Genomic DNA, 16946 nt, shown 5'->3' with positions numbered 1-16946 from the left:
TTTCGTTCGACGGCCCGGAGCTATGCCGCCAACCTCCTGGCCCGGGGAACCGCCATCGGTTCCACCGGCGCCACGATGCTGAGCTGGCATTCGGACTGAAGCGGATCAATGGCGGCGGGCAGGTGGTGGGAGGCTGAGCACTCCCGCAGCTGCTCCAGGGCTGCCGGCTCCACCACGGCGTGGCTGACATCCAACACCAGATGGAGTCCTTCTCTCAGGTGGTTCGCCCGCTTGACCACCACGTACAGGGCCTGGAGGCTTCTTGCCGTCACATGTCCCTGCGCTGCTACTTCTGCCTGACCGCAATCGAGGTCGAGCCTGACAAGAACCCGGAGTTTGTGGTTCAAACGATTCCCCTGTTCGTGCATTTACTGCTTTGGCCGCGACGCTGCGACCGGTTTGGCCGCGACGCTGCGACCGCCCCCAGCCTAGGCAGGGAGTGTGACGCAGGCAACAGTGCGCTTCATATCCGGGGAACCCCGCGTTATCTAGTGCCTTCTTTGTCCAAAACTGTTGTTGCCGCGCCCGGTGTACTGTAAAGAAGGCCGCCACCGGGCCCACTTTCCGGCACCTGGCCCCCGGCGCAGCCAGCCTGAGTGCAGCCAGCCTGAGTAGCGACAGATAGATTCCGGGCACCGTCCCGACTGACCAAGAGGAATACATGACGCACCCCTTCGACAGCGCAGACCAAGTCCCCGCGGCCGGATCCAGGGAACGGCGGCCCGTGAGGAAACACCGGGGCCGCAAGGTGCTGATCGCCGTTGCCGTAGTCGTGGCGCTCGTCGCTGTGGTGGCTGGCGGCTACCTCTTCAACCTGGCCCGGACCTTCGACTCCGGCACGAGCAAGATTGAGCAGGCCTTCCCCGACGAGTCCACGCGTCCGCAGAAGACCAACACCGCGATGAATATCCTGGTGATGGGCAGCGACAGCCGCGGCGCCACCGAGGCTGATGCCGCGGGTGGAACGCCCACGAACCAGCGCGCGGACACGCTGATGCTCATGCACATCCCGGCGGACCGCAAGAACATCTACACGATGTCCATCATGCGCGACCTCTGGGTGGACATCCCCGGGCACGGCGAGGCGAAAATCAACTCGGCACTGGCCCTTGGCGGTACGCCGCTGATGGTGCAGACCGTCGAGTCGATCTTCCACCAGCGCATCGATCACGTGGCGATGATCGACTTCGAGGGCTTCAAGGGCCTCACCGACGCGCTGGGCGGGGTAACTGTGAACATCAAGGTGCCGTTCAGCTCCACCGCACTGCCGGGCCAGTCCTTCGCCCCGGGCCAGCACACCTTCGACGGAACCCAAGCCCTGGCCTTCGTGCGCGAACGCCATGCCTACGCCGACGGCGACTACCAGCGGGTCCGCAACCAGCAGGAGTTCCTGCGGGCCATCATCAAGAAATCGACTGCCGGCCAGACGCTGAGCAACCCGATCACCATCAACAACATGGTCGGTGCCGTCTCGCCGTTCGTCACGGTCGACAAGACCTTTGATTCGGGAGCCGTGGCAGGGCTGGGGCTCGAGCTCAAGGACATCCGGGCGCAGAACACCGTCATGTTCACCCTGCCGACCGGGGGCATCGGAACGTCCACGGACGGCCAGTCGATCGTGCTGGCCGACCCGGACGCCATCCAAAAGATCTCCGCGGCGATGGCCTCTGACACCCTGGGCGAATACGTCGCGACGAACAAGTTCGAGAACGGGAACTGACTCCCGTCAACTGAGGGGCCAGGAGAGACCCTTGGACCCTTAGCCCGCGGCAGCAGCGGTGCTAGCGTCCGTTCATGGGGAACGCTCCGGAGCCAGCAGCCGCGGCTTCCGCGGCGTCCCCTCCCCCGTCCCCTGCGGCAGGCCGCCGTCGTCCGATTATTCTGCTCCTGGGGGCGCTGCTCGCGGTCGTCGTGGCCGTCGCGGCCTACGTCCTCACCGTGCAGCGGCCCGGTGGCACCGGCCCGGCCGGAGCCACGGCACCGGCCGCCACCCCGGCTGCCGCCACGGCGAGGGCACCGAGCCCCACGCCCTCGCCGCCACCCACCCCCACGCCCACCCCGGAACCACCCGCCGTCGCCCTCAACATCCTGCTGATCGGGAGCGACAGCCGGGTGAATGAGCGGGCGGCGGCGGCCCGCGGCACCACCTCCGACCAGCGCGGCGACGCTCTTGTGCTGATCCACCTCCCGGCGGACCGGAAGAGCGTCTACGGCATCTCGATCATGCGCGATCTTTGGGTGGACATCCCCGGCCACGGAACCGCGAAGGTGAATGCCGCGCTGGAACTGGGCGGACTGCCGCTGATGACGCGGACGGTGGAGGCGCTGCTGGGTGCGCACATCGACCACACGGTGATGCTGGATTTTCAAGGGTTCGCGGCCATGACGGACGCGCTCGGCGGTGTCGACGTCAACATCAAACAGTCATTCACCGCCACCGCAGATGACAAGGTGCACTTCCCGGCGGGCGTGAACCACCTCAACGGGCTGCAGGCCCTGGCCTTCGTCCGCGAGCGCCATGCCTTCGCCGATGGCGATTACCAGCGGGTCCGGAACCAGCAGACGTTCTTGAAAGCCATGATGGCCAAGTTGGCTTCCGAAGGCGGCCTGGCGGACCGCGGCACCGTCCGCAAACTCATCAAGACGGTGCTGCCGCACGTGACCCTGGACGCAAGCTTCACCCTGGAGTCGCTGGAAAACCTCGCCTTCGGCCTGCGGAGCACGCCGCCGGGACGTGGCGTGTTCTTCACCCTGCCGACCGCCGGCACCGGGACCAGCCGGGACGGCCAGTCGATTGTCCTGAAGGACCCTGCCGCGACCGCAGCGCTCTCCGCCGCACTGCGCTCGGGAACGCTCGCCGGCTACGTGGCGGCCAACAATCTGCAGAACGGCAATTGAGGCGCCGCTCTTCGGTAGATTGGGTCCATGACCCAGACTCCCGCCCCGCCGTCCCCGCAGCCTCCCGTCGCCCGGAAAGTTCCCTCGGTGCGCACCCATCACGGCGACGCGTTCGAGGACAACTACGAGTGGCTCCGGGACAAGGAGTCCGCAGAGGTCGTGGACCTGCTCAAAGCTGAAAACTCCTACCAGGAGTCCGTGACCGCGCACCAGGAGCCGCTGCGCGAGGCAATCTTCCAGGAAATCAAGGGCCGCACCCAGGAAACTGACCTTTCCGTCCCGAACCGCAAGGACGGCTGGTGGTATTTCACCCGCTCGGTCGAGGGCAAGGAGTACGGCATCCACTGCCGCGTGCGCGGCCAGGACACCGGGGACCGCGTCGCGGACTGGACTCCGCCGGCCGTGGAGGCCGGCGTCGTCATCCCCGGCGAGGAGGTCCTGCTCGATGGCAACCTCGAGGCCGAGGGCAAGCCGTTCTTCGCCGTGGGCGGGGCCGCCACGACCATCGACGGCACCCTCTACGCCTACGCCGTGGACAACGCCGGCGACGAGCGCTTCACCCTGCGCATCAAGGACCTCCGCACCGGCGACTTGCTGCCGGATGTGATCGAGAACGTCTTCTACGGCATCTCCTTCTCCCCCGACGGCAGCCGGATCTTCTATACCGTGGTGGACGATTCGTGGCGGCCGTACCAGGTCAAGTCCCACGTGCTCGGCACACCCGTCGGCGAGGACACGGTCATCTACCAGGAGGACGACGTCGCCATGTGGCTCGGCTTCGAGCTCTCTGCCGACCGGCGGCACCTGGTGCTCAGCATCGGCTGCTCCGAGTTCAGCGAGACCCGCCTGCTGCGCTTTGATGACCCCGACGCCGGCCTGCGCACCGTGATCTCCCGCGACGAGCGCATCCTCTACGAGGCCGAGCCGTTCCTGCTGGCGGAAGCCACGGGACGGGGCCGGGAGCGGATTCTGCTCACGCACAACAAGGACGCCATCAATTCCATGGTCTCGCTGGTGGACCCGGCCGAGCTCGCAAAGCCGCTCGCCGAGCAGCACTGGGATACCGTCGTCGCCCATTCCGACCAGGTCCGGGTCAACGGCGCTGGCGTCACGTCGACCCACGCGGTGGTCTCCGTGCGCAAGGACACCATTGAACGGGTCCAGGTCCTGCCCCTGGCAGGACTGGGCACCCCGGAGCAGGGCGCCGCCGTGGAACCTGCGTTCGCCGAAGAGCTGTATACCGCCGGCGTCGCGGGCTCCGACTACGAGGCGCCCGTCATCCGGATGGGCTACACCTCCTACTTCACCCCGTCGCGGGTCTACGACTTTGTGCTGCCCACCCCGGAGCTCCCGGCCGGTGAACTCCTGCTGCGCAAGGAGAGCCCGGTGCTGGGCGGCTACACGCCGTCGGACTACGTCGCCACCCGGGAATGGGCGGTGGCGTCCGACGGGACCCGGATTCCGCTCTCGGTCCTCCGCCATGCCTCCGTCCGGCAGGATTCGACGGCGGCCGGCCTGGTGTACGGCTACGGCTCCTACGAAATGAGCATGGATCCGGGCTTCGGGATCCCCCGGTTGTCCCTGCTGGACCGGGGCATCGTGTTTGTGATCGCCCACATCCGGGGCGGCGGCGAGCTGGGCCGGCACTGGTACGACGACGGCAAGAAGCTGCACAAGAAAAACACGTTCACCGACTTCATTGCGGCCACGGACTGGCTCGCCGGTTCCGGCTGGGTCGACCCGGCACGGATCGCGGCGATGGGCGGCTCCGCCGGCGGCCTGCTCATGGGCGCGGTCGCCAACCTGGCGCCGGAAAAGTACGCGGCGATCGTTGCCGCCGTCCCGTTCGTGGACGCATTGACCACCATCCTGGACCCCGACCTGCCGCTCTCGGCGCTGGAGTGGGAGGAATGGGGCAACCCAATCACCGACCCGGCCGTGTACGCGTACATGAAGTCGTACACGCCCTACGAGAACGTCCGTGCCGTGGCGTACCCGAAGATCGCCGCGGTCACCAGCTTCAACGACACCCGCGTGCTCTACGTGGAGCCGGCCAAGTGGGTGCAGCGGCTGCGCGAGGTGAACACCGGCAGCGAACCCGTCGTCCTGAAAATCGAGATGGAAGGCGGCCACGGCGGCGCGTCGGGTCGGTACGTGCAGTGGCGCGAACGGGCCTGGGACTACGCGTTCGTCGCCGATTCCCTCGGCGCCACCGAACTGCTGCCCGAATCCGGACTGAAGTAAGAACCCCATCGGTTGCTCCGTGGGCGCCCTTTGGGACCTCCATGAGGGCACTTACGGAGCAATCGATGCGTTTTCCGGCCGGTCAGCGGGCTTTCCGGCATTAATCCGGGAGCCCGCTACCGATATTTGCTCATCATGCTTACTATTTACTGGCATGATGGGCACTTCGACGTGGAACCCGTCCGCTGGGGGCGGGGCGTCGTAGGGCTTTGACCGGGCACACGGTGCCGGAGATGGAGTTTGTTATGAGCGTTGAGCAGGGAATGACCCCGTTGACTGATGATGAGCTGATGGCGCAGGGCGGCACCGCTCTCCCGGACAAGGAAGTCGCCTCCGTCCTGGACCTGAACGCCGACCTGAACCTGGGGATCAGCGCCGCGGCGCCGATCGACCTCGGCGTCGCGGCCAACGCCAACGTTGCCGCGCCGATTGATGCGGCAGCCTCGGCAAACGTGCTCTCTTTCGGGTCTGAGTCCCAGGCCCTCGCCGACCAGGGCACCATTATCAACCAGGGCGTCACAGGCGATGCCACGGCAGACTCCACCCAGGACAGTGTCATCGACCAGGGCACCGGTACGGATGCCGGGACCACAGCAGATTCTGCCGCAGCGCCTGCCCCCACCGATCCGGCCACGCCTGCCGCCACGGCCGATCTCGGCGGCGCTGTACCGGCCGGCACGGTACCCGCCGATGCCACCGGCGTCTTGCCGGATGGCACGGCCCCGGACCTGGACGGTGCGCTGCCGACTGACGTGGGAGCCGCTGCCGGCGCCGCGGGTGCCCTCAACGGCAACCTGCTCAACGTCGATGTGAACCTGGACGCCAACGCTGGCATCGCGGCACCGATCAACGGTGCGGTGGCCGCCAACGCCAACGTGGCCGCGCCGATCGACGCTGCCGTCGGCGCCAACATCGGCTCCATCGACAGCAACGCGTTCGCCGTCGCCCAGCAGGATGCCATCATCAACCAGGACATCCATGGTGACGCTACGGCGTCGGCTGACCAGCAGTCCGACCTGAAGCAGTAGCACCTAGATGAGCACTGTGCACGGAGGGCCGTCCGGGCAGGACGGCCCTCCGGCCCTGCCTGCCGCCGGCGGCGCCACATCCGCCGCCACATCGCCCGGCTCCGGCACCGACTCCGGAGCCGGTGCACGCGGCGACGCTGCCGGCCCGGCGGCGTCCGCGGCGGTCGGCCTGCACCCGGTTCCGGTGCGGGCCGCCGGCGTCCAGCTGATCGGCGAGGCGAAGGGGTCCGGTTACAAGGAAGCCCCGTCCCTCGTGCGCCGTTCCGACGGCCAGACCATCCAGCTCACCCGACTGCTGTACCTGGTGCTCGAGGCGATCGACGGCGAGCGGGGCCTGGAAGAAATCGCCGGGCACGCCAGTGACACTTTCGGACGGCTCGTCAGTGCCGAGAACGTCCGCACCCTGATCACTTCCCAGCTGCTCCCCCTCGGCCTCCTGCAGCTGGCGGACGGCTCCGAGCCCGCGGTAAAGAAATCGAACCCGCTGCTGGGGATGCGCTTCCGGTACTCGGTGACCGATCCGGACCGCACCCGGAAGATCACCGCGCCGTTCGCCACGCTGTTCAACCCCTTGATCGTGGTGGCCGTGACCGCGGCCTTCCTGGCCACGTGCTGGTGGGTGCTGATGGTCAAGGGTCTGGCATCGGCAACGCATGAGGCCTTCGCCAACCCCGGCCTGGTGCTTCTGATCCTGGTGGTCACGGTGCTCTCGGCCGGTTTCCACGAGTTCGGCCACGCCGCCGCCGCCCGCCGCGGCGGGGCCACCCCCGGCGCCATGGGGACCGGCCTGTATCTGATGTGGCCGGCCTTCTATACCGACGTCACGGATTCCTACCGGCTGGGGCGCGGCGGCCGGCTGCGCACGGACCTCGGCGGACTGTACTTCAACGCCATCGTGGCGGTCGCGATCATGGGTATCTGGTGGGCCACCGGCTTCGATGCGCTGCTGCTGGTGGTGGTTACCCAGATCCTGCAGATGGTCCGGCAGCTGATGCCGCTGGTCCGCTTCGACGGCTACCATATCCTGGCCGACGCTACCGGTGTCCCGGACCTGTTCCAGCGCATCAAGCCCACGCTGCTGGCCCTGGTGCCGTGGCGGAAGACAGATCCCGAAGCCGGGCTCCTGAAGCCCTGGGCGCGGGCCGTGGTCACCATCTGGGTGCTGGTCACGGTCCCCCTGCTGCTCTTCAGCATGGCCACCATGGTGCTCACCCTGCCGCGCGTTCTGGGCACCGCCTGGGACAACGGCCTGAAACAGCAGGCCATGCTTTCCCACAGCGTCGCCACCGGGGACGTCGCCGACGCCGCTGTGCGGGTGATCGCGATCGCCTGCCTGGCGCTGCCGGTGCTGGGCATCTTCTACATCCTGCTGCGCCTGGTCCGCCAGCTGGCCACCGGCCTGTGGCGCAGGACCCGCGGCAAGGCCCTCCAGCGTGCCACCGCCATCGTTGCGATCGCGGCGGTGGCGGCGGGCCTCGCCTGGGCCTGGTGGCCGGGAGCTGACACCTACCGCCCGGTCCAGCCCTACGAGCGCGGCACCCTTGCCGACGCCACCACCGCCGTCTTCCCGGCCTCCGCCGCGTCCCGGATGGCCGAGGGCCAGTCGGGAACGACCGTTGCCCTGTGGCCGGAGGGCGCCCGGCGGCCCACACGCGAGGACCCGCAGCTGAGCATGGTCCTGGTGCCCCGGCAGTCCGGCACGGCCAGCACCGCAAACCAGACCGGCCCCGCGGCGGCGCCGGCTGCCCCTTCCTGGGTCTTCCCCTTCGACAAGCCGGCCGATCCGGAGGACGACGGCAACCAGTCGCTCGCGGTCAACACCACTGACGGTTCCGTGGTCTACGACGTCGCCTTCGCCCTGGTCTGGGCCGAGGACGGTGACACCGTGGACACCAGGAATGAGGCGTACGCCTTTGCCAGCTGCGCGGACTGCGCCGCCGTGGCGGTGGGCTTCCAGGTGGTCCTGATTGTGGGACAGACCGATGTGATCGTTCCGGAAAATCTCTCGGCGTCGGCGAACTACAACTGCGTCCGGTGCCTGACCTACGCCTTGGCCAGCCAACTTGTCCTGACCCTGGATGGGCCCCTGAGCAGCGACGGCATGACCAGGCTCAACGAGCTGTGGCAGGAGATCGCCGCCTACGGCAAGGACCTGCGGAACCAGCCGCTCTCGGAGATCCAGGGCCGGCTCAGCGCGTACAAGGAACAGATCATGGCTGTCATCAAGGCCGATCCGAGCGCCACCCCGGCCGGGTCCGCCGGCACAGCGCCAACTCCGGGCGCCACGCCCGGCGCAACCTCCGGTGCCACGCCCGGCGCAACCTCCGGCGCCACGCCTGGTGCCGGTACCGCTGCCACGCCCGGTACGACGTCGGGAGCCACTGCCGAAACCACCCCCGGCAGCACGCAGGCCCCGGCCCCGGGACCCACGGGAGCCACGGGAGTCGCGGCGCCGAGTGACGGTACGACGTCGTCCGGTCCCGCCCCGGGCTCCGGTGCCACGGAGCCGGCAGGGCAGCAACTGACGCAACCCGCGGCTCCCGCACCGGGCACGGTCTCACCGGCGCCGGTATCCACCGCGCCGCCGGCACCCTAAGTCGGGAACCCGAATCGGGTTCGGCCCGGGCCCGAATCGGTTCCGAATGGACGCAGATGGCCGGAATGAGGACTTCATTCCGGCCATCTGCGTCAGATCGGCGTCCCGACAGACCGCCACCCCGTCAGAGCGCTACCCCGACAGGTCGGTACTTCCCTTAGATTTGCGCGTCCCTTAGATTGGGGCTTCGCTGCGCCTTCGGCCGCCGGGTACCTGCTGCCGGGCCTTCCATTCATCCGCGGGGATGGTGTACACCATTTCCGTGGCCCGTTCGTCCTTGTTGTGCCACTTGCCACCTGCCGTGATTCCAGGCCCAGCCCGGGCCGGTGAACCCGGCACCCAGGCCCCAGCACCCAGGCCCCAGCACCCGGCACCCAGCACCCCGCACGGAGAGGCAACACGATGAGACTAACGCTGACAGAGTTCCTCACATTGGACGGCGTGGCGCAGGGTCCTGGATCGCCCGAGGAGGATACCAGCGACGGCTTCTCACAAGGAGGTTGGTTCGTCCCCTATCTTGACGAGGAATTCATACAGCAGGCGGCGGACTGGCTGGGTGAGGCGGATGCGTTGCTGTTCGGCCGCCGCACCTACGTCAACTTTGCGAGGGACTGGCCGAGAATCACGGACCCTGATGATCCGTTCTCTGAGAAGATGAACGGTTTGCCGAAGTACGTGGCCTCGCAGAGCCTGGCGCAGGCTGGTTGGGCGCCCACGACCATCCTGTCCGGGGACGTCCCCGCACAGGTCGCTGAGTTGAAGAGGCAGCCCGGCCGGGAGTTGCAGATCCACGGGAGTGCCCGGCTGGCCCAGTCGCTGCTGGCGAAGGGGCTGATCGACGAACTGAGGCTGGTGATCGCCCCTGTGGTGGTCGGTAACGGCAGGCAACTGTTTCCGGCCGGCGGCGCCCCGGCGGGCCTGCGTCTGGTCCGCCATGAGGCGACGCCGGGCGGACTCGCGATTCTTGTCTATGAGTCGGCCGGGCTCCCGACGTACGGGACCTATGAGCCTGGTTCGTCCGGCACCTGAGGCCCGCGGTTGAGCTTGCGGCCGATGGTTGAGTCGGCCGCTACGCTGCACCAGGCGGAGTTGACCGAGTTCAAGCGCCGGGCCCGGTCAGCGGGCCTTCCACTCGTCCGCGAGCATGGCGTACACCACTTCCGTGGCCCATTCGCCCTTGTAATGCCATTTGTCCACCTGCCGTGATTCCAGGCGCATGCCGAGCCGTTCACAAAGCGCCGCCGAGGCTGTGTTCAGGGCATCGAGCTTGGCGTCGATGCGGTGGAAGCCCAGGTCCTCAAAGCCGAGCTTCAGCAGTGCCCGGGCGGCCTCGCTCGCGATGCCCCGTCCCCGCGCCTCCGGGGCCAGGCTCCAGCCGATCTCGGCCTGCCCGCACCCCTCCAGCCACTTCAGCACCACCTCGCCGAGGAGGCCGGGCGAATCCTGGGCCTCAATGGCCAAGGCCACCCAGTCGCCCTCCTTCTCGAACTCGAAGTTGGCGTACCGTCCCACCGTTTCCATCGACTGGGTGTAGCTCTTGGCCTCGCGGGGCAGGAACCGGGCGGTTTCCGGGAGCGAGTGGTAGGCATGGAAGGCATCGAGGTCGGCGGCTGCAAAACGCCGCAGCACCAGCCGCTCGGTGCGGATGGGCAGCGGAGGCAGTGGCTTGGGTTCATTCATGTCCCCAACGCTACCCATCCGTTGCTCCGGAAGCGCCGTTTTGCGCGGCCAACAGGGCGGCTATGGAGCAACGGATGCCTGCGCGACGGCGGCGGCCGTTGCCTCCGCGATCGCCCGTTCCTCGTCAGTGGGGACCACAAGGACCGGCAGGGCCGACGTCGGGGTGGAAATGACGCGGGGTTCCCTGGACCGTTCCCGGTTCAGCCCGGCGTCGAGTTCGACGCCGAGGGCACCGAGCCGCTGCGCCACCAGGTTCCGGAACTGGTGCGAGTTCTCGCCGATTCCGGCCGTGAAGACAAGAGCCTTCGCGCCGCCCACGGCCACGTGGTAGCCGCCGATGTACTTCGCGAGCCGGTAGGACGCGACCGCCAGGGCCATGGCCGCCTTGGCATTGCCGGCTTCCGCGGCCTCCACCACGGAGCGCATGTCGTTGTTGCCGGCCAGGCCTTTGAGCCCGGACTGCCGGTTCAGCATCGAATCCAGGTCCTCGGGTGACCATCCGTTCCGGCCGAGGAAGACCAGGATGGACGGATCGAGGTCGCCGGAGCGGGTGCCCATGACGAGACCCTCGAGGGGCGTGAATCCCATGGACGTGTCGATTGACTGGCCGCCGCGGATCGCGGTGACCGAGGCGCCGTTCCCCAGGTGGGCGATCACGGCGTCGAACTCCTCGACCGGAACATCCAGCAGCGCCGCCGCCCGGTGCGCAACGTATTCGTGCGAGGTGCCGTGGAAGCCGTAGCGGCGGATCCCGTGGTTCGTGTAGAGCTCGTCCGGCACCGCATAGCGCCAGGCGTGCTCGGGCAGGGTGCGGTGGAAGGCGGTGTCGAACACGGCCACCTGCGGCAGTTCGGGCCACTTCTTCGAGATCGCGCGGATGCCGAGGACGTTGGCGGGGTTGTGCAGCGGGGCGAGCGGGTTCAGCCGCTCAATGGCCCGGGTGATCTCGTTGTTGACCAGCACCGGCTCGGCGAAGCGCTCCCCGCCGTGCACCACGCGGTGGCCGACGGCATCCAGTACGCGGTCCCCCAAGGCGTCGTGGATGGCGGCGTCCACCTGCTCCAGCGCCTGGGCGTGGTCGCGCGGGCCCTCGATCTGGCCGTCGCCCTCACCGCCGGCACCCATGCCGATCTTCTCGACCAGGCCTTCGGTGAGCACGCTGCCGGCCTCGACGTCGCGCACCTGATACTTGAGCGAAGACGAGCCAGAGTTGATGACGAGCACGAGCATGGGGCCTCCTAAGCCTTGGCTTCGACGCTACCCGAGGGTGCGCCGGGACTGGCATCACGCCGGAGCCTGGCCGAGCGCTCCGTGGGATCCACTATAAATTGCCGGACCAAATTGCCGGAACGCCAGTGGCGCCCATCCGTTGCGAAAGCCGGGCCGGGCGCCTAGAGTCGGCGGACCAACTGGACAACTCACGAAGGGGATTTCCATGACTGACGACGCGACCCAGCCGGAGGGCACCGAACCAGCGGGCACCGAACCCGCCAGCGGTTCCGGTAAACCGGATCCCACCGGCGTCGTCGGCGCGAACCCGGCCCTGGACGACACAGGAAACCCCAAGGCCGCCGAGGTCGGCGAAGCGCCCGAGGCCCCCGAGAATCTGGAGGACCTGGATCTCACGCCGGCGGGCCTGGCCGATGAGCCCGCCAAGGAGGAAGACCCCGACAATCCGGCACAGCCGGAAAACAGCTGACGGAAAACAGCTGACCCGGAAGACAGCTGCCCGGGAAAACAGCCGAGCCGGAACTGCTGACTATGCGCGGGCAGCCGCAGGTTCAGGCTCGGTAGCGGGCTCCACGGACTGCGCCTGCACGGCGGTGATGGCCACCGTGTTCACGATGTCCTCCACGGTGCACCCGCGAGAGAGGTCGTTAACCGGCTTCCGGAGACCCTGCAGGACTGGCCCGACAGCGACCGCACCCGAGGACTGCTGCACCGCCTTGTAGGTGTTGTTGCCGGTGTTCAGGTCCGGGAAGATGAACACGGTCGCCTGCCCTGCCACGGACGAGCCCGGCATCTTGGACGCGGCGATCGCGGCGTCGACGGCGGCGTCGTACTGGATGGGGCCTTCAACGGCCAGATCCGGGCGGCGGTCCTTCACGACTTCGGTGGCCTGCCGGACTTTGTCCACTGCTTCCCCGGTCCCGGATCCGCCGGTGGAGTAGGACAGCATGGCCACCCGCGGCTCCACGCCGAACTGGGCTGCCGTCTCGGCCGAGGCCAGCGCGATATCCGCCAGCTGCTCCGCGTTCGGGTCAGGGTTGACCGCGCAGTCGCCGTACACCAGCACCCGGTCCGGCATCAGCATCAGGAACACCGAGGAGACGATCTTGACGCCGTCCCGGGTCTTGACGAACTCCAGCGCGGGCCGGATGGTGTGGGCCGTGGTGTGCGCGGCGCCGGACACCATGCCGTCCACCACGCCGAGCTGCACCATCATGGTGCCGAAGTAGCTGCCGTCGAGCATGACTTCCAGCGCCCGGGCCAGGTCCACGCCCTTGTGCGCCCGCAGCTCCGCGTACTTCTGGGCAAACTGCTGGCGCAGCTCCGACGTCGCGGGGTCCACGATGCTCATGCCGGAGAGGTCGATGCCCTGGGTGGACGCCAGCTCCCGGACCGCCGACTCATTGCCCAGGATCGTGAGTTCGCAGACGTCCCGCCGGTGCAGAATTTCGGCGGCCCGCAGGATCCGCACGTCGTTCCCCTCGGGCAGGACAATGTGCCGGCGCTGCAGCCGGGCCCGCTCAATGAGGTCGTGCAGGAACCGCAGCGGCGTCATCCGCTCCAGCCGCGGCAGGTGCAGCCGCTCCACCAGCTCGGCCTCATCCACGCGCTTAGCCCACAGCCCCACGGCCGAGGCCACCTTGCGGCGGTGCCCCGACCAGATCTCGCTGCGGACCTCGGACACCCGTTTGGCGGTGGTGTAGGTATCGTCCGGGGCCGCGAACACGGGGAATGGCGCCTGCGCCAGCAGCGAGTAGATGTTGGGGTCCGGGGCCAGGCCGCCGGTGAGGATGAGCGCAGACGGCACCGGAAACTCCGGCGAGAACGATGACGCGAGGCACGCGACCATCACGTCCGCACGGTCACCCGGGACGATCACGAGGGCGCCGTCGTCGAGCACGTGCAGGAAGTTGGCCACATTCATCGCCGCCACCTTGATGGAATGGACGTCGCGTTCCATGTCCTGCCGGCCGGCCACCTGGCGGATCCCAAGGGCCGAGGCCACCTCCCCGGTGGTGGGCCGTGCGATGTCCTCCAGCTCGGGGAAGACGTAGACGGGGCGGCCGGACGCGCCGGGCTTCACGGCGGCGACGATCCCGTCCACGTCCTCCGGGTCGGCCCGGTTCACCATGATGGCCAGGAGGCTGCAGTGTTCCGCCGCCAGTTCCTTGCGGGCAACCTCGACGGCGTCGGCAGCCTCCGCGACGGTCCGCCCCTTCGCGCCCACCACGGCGACGATCGAGGCGGCCAGGTTGTTCGCGAGGCGAGCGTTGAGGTCGAATTCGACGGCGGCATCCTGGCCGGTGAGGTCCGTCCCCTCCACAATCACCACGTCGCAGTGGCGGGACATTTCGGCGAAGATTTCCACGCAGCGGGCGTCGATCTCGGCCCTGTTGCCCTCGGCCAGCAGCCCGCGGACCTCGGCAAACGTCAGGCCGCCGCGGCAGCGCTGGTCATCAAGATCGAACCGGGCCTTCATCAGCGCCACCATCGGGTCCGCCGCGGCGTCGTTGCCGTGAACCACAGGCTTGAAGAATCCGATCCGGTCCGCGTGCCGGTGGAGGGTGTCCGCCAGCCCCAGCGCTATGAGGGACTTGCCGGAGCCCGGGGTGGTCGCGCTGACGTAAATTCCTTTGGCCATGTGTCCCAGCATACTTACACCCCTTGACAGCGGGCACCCACATGGGATTACCTAATGAACATTCGGTAAATAAAGCTGGAGGCAACGACGCATGGCTGAACTGACGGTTTCCGGGGCCACCCACCCCATCCTGAAAGACGACTACGCCTCGGAATGGATGGGCATCGAAGTCCTGGCGCTGGACGACGGGCATGCCACGATCCGCATGACGCTCCGGCAGGAAATGCTCAACGGCTTCGGCATGGCCCACGGCGGAATGATCTTCGCCTTCGGCGACACCGCCTTCGCCCTCGCCTGCAACCCGGCCAGCCCGAAACCCGGCGAAGCCGGGATCGACAGCGGCAACATCACGGTTGCTGCCGGCGTTGACATCAACTTCCTGAAGCCCGCCTTCCGCGGACAGGTGCTGACCGCCGTCGCGAACCGCCGCGCCAGCACCGGACGCAGCGGGCTGTACGACATCCAGATCTACGCCGCCGACCCTGGCGCGGGTATCCCGGCGGCACCGGCCGGCGCGGCCCCCGCAGCAACCCTTCCGGGCCAGCTCCCCACCGATACCGCTACCGACGCCCCTACGTGGGAACTCATCGCCGAGTTCCGCGGCCGCAGCCGCACCATCTCCAAGAAATAGAAACAGGGAACCACTGATGACCCAAGAAACTGCCGCCGCCACTTCCGACGCTGTCCTGGACCGCGAGGAGACCATCTCCCGCGACGAGCTCGAGGCGCTCCAGCTCAGCCGCCTGCAGCACACGGTGGCCTACGCCTATGACCGCGTCCCCTTGTACAAGCGCAAGTTCGACGAGGCCGGCGTCCACCCGTCGGACCTGCGTGAACTCTCCGACCTCGGCAAGTTCCCCTTCACCACCAAGGAGGACCTCCGCCTCGAGTACCCCTTCGGCATGTTCGCCGTGCCGCAGAACGAGGTAGCGCGGATCCATGCCAGCTCCGGCACCACGGGCCGCGCCACCGTGGTGGGCTACACGAAGAAGGACCTCGCCGACTGGGCCAAGCTTGTGGCCCGCTCGCTGCGCGCCTCCGGCGTCCGGCCCGGCATGAAGGTGCACAACGCTTACGGCTATGGCCTGTTCACCGGCGGCATGGGCGCCCACGCCGGCGCCGAGGCCCTCGGCTGCACCGTCATCCCGATCTCCGGCGGCCAGACCGAGCGCCAGATCACCCTCATCCAGGACTTCAAGCCCGATGCCATCCTGGCCACCCCCACCTACCTGCTGACCATCGCCGACGCCATGATCAAGCAGGGCATCGACCCGGCCTCCACGTCGCTGAAGTACGCGGTCCTGGGCGCCGAGCCGTGGACCGAGGAAATGCGGCACGAGCTCGAGACCACTATGAACCTCAAGGCCTGCGACATCTACGGCCTCTCCGAGGTCATGGGCCCGGGCGTCGCCGGCGAAGCCGTGGAAACGCAGGACGGCAGCCACATCTGGGAGGACCACTTCCGGCCCGAAATCATCGACGCCTTCGACCCCACCGTAGTGCTGGGCGACGGCGAACCGGGCGAGCTGGTGTTCACCTCGCTCACCAAGGAGGCGCTGCCGATCATCCGGTACCGCACCAAGGACCTCACGCGGCTCCTGCCCGGCACCGCTCGGCCGGCACACCGCCGCATGGGCCGCATCACGGGCCGCAGCGACGACATGATCATCCTGCGGGGGGTGAACCTGTTCCCGTCCCAGATCGAGGAGATCGCCCTGCGCATCCCCGAGCTCAGCCCGCACTTCCAGCTGGAGCTGACCCGGCCCGAGGGACTGCGCATGGACCAGCTGACCGTCAAGATCGAGCGCCGCGACACCGTCACCGTCGAGGGCGCCACGGCCGCCGCCAAGGTCCTGCAGCAGCAGATCAAGATCCACGTCGGCTCCTCCTGCACCGTCGACGTCGTCGACCCCGGCTCGCTGGAGCGGTCCAACGGCAAGCTGCGCCGGATCTACGACATGCGCCCCAAGGGCTGAGTGAGCACCAGATCGTGAGAAACTAGCCACTATGCCCAGCACAGCAACCACCACCAAGCGCGGCCGCCCCGGCTATGACCAGCAGTCGGTGCTGGTCATCGCCGTCGACGTCTTCAACCGCCACGGCTACGATGCCACCTCGATGGGTATCCTTGCTGAGAACCTGGGCATCTCCAAGTCCGCGATCTACCACCACGTCCCGTCCAAGGGCGACCTGCTGAAGCTCGCCCTGGACCACGCCCTGGGCGGGCTCGAGGCGATCCTGGACCAGCCCGGGGCAACCTCCGGTTCGGCCGATGCCCGGCTGGAGTTCGTGGTCCGCCAGACCATCTCGGTGCTGGTGGAGCGGCTGCCCTTCGTGACGCTGCTGCTGCGCCTGCGCGGGAACACGGAGATCGAGCGGGATGCGTTGGAACGGCGCCGCACCTTCGACCACAAGGTCGCCGCATTGATTTCCGAGGCTCGGGATGAGGGCTCGCTCCGCCAGGACATTGACCCCCGCACCGTCACCCGGCTGCTGTTCGGCACCATCAACTCGATCGTCGAGTGGTACAAGCCGGGCGGCTCGCTGTCCCCGGAGAAGCTGTCCGACGACGTCATCACCATGGCGTTCCACGGCCTTCACGTCCCCCGCTGACCGCCTGCCGGCCGGC

At 68.0% G+C, this 16946-nt stretch carries 14 protein-coding genes; 10 read left to right on the top strand and 4 right to left on the bottom strand.

What is annotated here, in order from left to right:
- Positions 1-20: 20 nt before the first annotated feature.
- The gene (locus tag AC1DGD_RS00710; protein ID WP_343213085.1) at positions 21-272 is read right to left on the bottom strand and encodes a hypothetical protein; all 252 of its coding nucleotides are present in this window, start codon (positions 270-272) and stop codon (positions 21-23) included.
- A gap of 452 nt (positions 273-724) precedes the next feature.
- On the opposite strand from AC1DGD_RS00710, the gene AC1DGD_RS00705 reads away from it, so the two are divergent.
- The 6 genes from AC1DGD_RS00705 (at position 725) to AC1DGD_RS00680 (ending at position 9795) form a co-directional block, all read left to right on the top strand.
- On the top strand, positions 725-1720 hold the full coding sequence (locus AC1DGD_RS00705; protein ID WP_476855585.1) for an LCP family protein: 996 nt from the start codon (positions 725-727) through the stop codon (positions 1718-1720).
- A gap of 74 nt (positions 1721-1794) precedes the next feature.
- Positions 1795-2898 carry an LCP family protein gene (locus tag AC1DGD_RS00700; protein WP_476855584.1) on the top strand — a complete coding sequence of 368 codons (1104 nt, stop codon included), beginning with the start codon at positions 1795-1797 and terminating at the stop codon, positions 2896-2898.
- Positions 2899-2925: 27 nt separating this feature from the next.
- Positions 2926-5142, top strand: a complete 2217-nt coding sequence (locus tag AC1DGD_RS00695) for a S9 family peptidase (RefSeq protein ID WP_476855583.1) — start codon at positions 2926-2928, stop codon at positions 5140-5142.
- Positions 5143-5387: 245 nt separating this feature from the next.
- The gene (locus AC1DGD_RS00690; protein WP_476855582.1) at positions 5388-6170 is read left to right on the top strand and encodes a peptidoglycan-binding protein; all 783 of its coding nucleotides are present in this window, start codon (positions 5388-5390) and stop codon (positions 6168-6170) included.
- Positions 6171-6177: 7 nt separating this feature from the next.
- A complete protein-coding gene (locus AC1DGD_RS00685) occupies positions 6178-8766 on the top strand; it encodes a hypothetical protein (RefSeq protein WP_476855581.1) in 2589 nt (862 codons plus the stop codon).
- 402 nt (positions 8767-9168) lie between these two features.
- Positions 9169-9795: a dihydrofolate reductase family protein gene (locus tag AC1DGD_RS00680; protein WP_476855580.1), complete on the top strand. Its 627-nt coding sequence runs from the start codon at positions 9169-9171 to the stop codon at positions 9793-9795.
- An 87-nt stretch (positions 9796-9882) separates the two neighbouring features.
- On the opposite strand, the gene AC1DGD_RS00675 is transcribed toward AC1DGD_RS00680, so the two are convergent.
- On the bottom strand, positions 9883-10446 hold the full coding sequence (locus AC1DGD_RS00675; RefSeq protein WP_223913678.1) for a GNAT family N-acetyltransferase: 564 nt from the start codon (positions 10444-10446) through the stop codon (positions 9883-9885).
- Between the two features lie 60 nt (positions 10447-10506).
- Complete coding sequence (locus AC1DGD_RS00670; protein ID WP_476855579.1) at positions 10507-11676, bottom strand: acetate kinase; 1170 nt, start codon at positions 11674-11676, stop codon at positions 10507-10509.
- 205 nt (positions 11677-11881) lie between these two features.
- Here AC1DGD_RS00670 and AC1DGD_RS00665 point away from each other — a divergent pair, with 205 nt between their 5' ends.
- Positions 11882-12145, top strand: a complete 264-nt coding sequence (locus AC1DGD_RS00665; RefSeq protein ID WP_476855578.1) for a hypothetical protein — start codon at positions 11882-11884, stop codon at positions 12143-12145.
- Between the two features lie 60 nt (positions 12146-12205).
- Here AC1DGD_RS00665 and pta read toward each other — a convergent pair whose 3' ends face one another.
- Entirely contained in the window at positions 12206-14317 is a 2112-nt protein-coding gene (gene pta, locus AC1DGD_RS00660) for a phosphate acetyltransferase (protein WP_476855577.1), read from the bottom strand.
- A 91-nt stretch (positions 14318-14408) separates the two neighbouring features.
- On the opposite strand from pta, the gene AC1DGD_RS00655 reads away from it, so the two are divergent.
- The 3 genes from AC1DGD_RS00655 to AC1DGD_RS00645 are packed head-to-tail and all read left to right on the top strand — an operon-like array spanning position 14409 to position 16930.
- Positions 14409-14948 (top strand): hotdog fold thioesterase, encoded by a 540-nt coding sequence (locus tag AC1DGD_RS00655; protein ID WP_476855576.1) that lies wholly within the window; start codon positions 14409-14411, stop codon positions 14946-14948.
- Positions 14949-14964: 16 nt separating this feature from the next.
- Complete coding sequence (gene paaK / locus AC1DGD_RS00650; protein WP_476855575.1) at positions 14965-16293, top strand: phenylacetate--CoA ligase PaaK; 1329 nt, start codon at positions 14965-14967, stop codon at positions 16291-16293.
- 31 nt (positions 16294-16324) lie between these two features.
- Complete coding sequence (locus AC1DGD_RS00645) at positions 16325-16930, top strand: TetR/AcrR family transcriptional regulator (protein ID WP_230008365.1); 606 nt, start codon at positions 16325-16327, stop codon at positions 16928-16930.
- The last annotated feature ends 16 nt before the right edge of the window (positions 16931-16946 follow it).

The organism is Arthrobacter sp. 05T45 (assembly GCF_056395875.1).
Note: the sequence above shows the minus strand (reverse complement) of the source record. Positions and strands in the feature narration are given on the sequence as shown.

Bases quoted from the DNA above. Each gene is read 5' to 3' on its own strand.
- AC1DGD_RS00700 (WP_476855584.1), top strand. From the start codon at position 1,795: ATGGGGAACGCTCCGGAGCCAGCAGCCGCGGCTTCCGCGGCGTCCCCT.
- AC1DGD_RS00695 (WP_476855583.1), top strand. From the start codon at position 2,926: ATGACCCAGACTCCCGCCCCGCCGTCCCCGCAGCCTCCCGTCGCCCGG.
- AC1DGD_RS00690 (WP_476855582.1), top strand. From the start codon at position 5,388: ATGAGCGTTGAGCAGGGAATGACCCCGTTGACTGATGATGAGCTGATG.
- AC1DGD_RS00685 (WP_476855581.1), top strand. From the start codon at position 6,178: ATGAGCACTGTGCACGGAGGGCCGTCCGGGCAGGACGGCCCTCCGGCC.
- AC1DGD_RS00680 (WP_476855580.1), top strand. From the start codon at position 9,169: ATGAGACTAACGCTGACAGAGTTCCTCACATTGGACGGCGTGGCGCAG.
- AC1DGD_RS00675 (WP_223913678.1), bottom strand. From the start codon at position 10,446: ATGAATGAACCCAAGCCACTGCCTCCGCTGCCCATCCGCACCGAGCGG.
- AC1DGD_RS00670 (WP_476855579.1), bottom strand. From the start codon at position 11,676: ATGCTCGTGCTCGTCATCAACTCTGGCTCGTCTTCGCTCAAGTATCAG.
- AC1DGD_RS00665 (WP_476855578.1), top strand. From the start codon at position 11,882: ATGACTGACGACGCGACCCAGCCGGAGGGCACCGAACCAGCGGGCACC.
- pta (WP_476855577.1), bottom strand. From the start codon at position 14,317: ATGGCCAAAGGAATTTACGTCAGCGCGACCACCCCGGGCTCCGGCAAG.
- AC1DGD_RS00655 (WP_476855576.1), top strand. From the start codon at position 14,409: ATGGCTGAACTGACGGTTTCCGGGGCCACCCACCCCATCCTGAAAGAC.
- paaK (WP_476855575.1), top strand. From the start codon at position 14,965: ATGACCCAAGAAACTGCCGCCGCCACTTCCGACGCTGTCCTGGACCGC.
- AC1DGD_RS00645 (WP_230008365.1), top strand. From the start codon at position 16,325: ATGCCCAGCACAGCAACCACCACCAAGCGCGGCCGCCCCGGCTATGAC.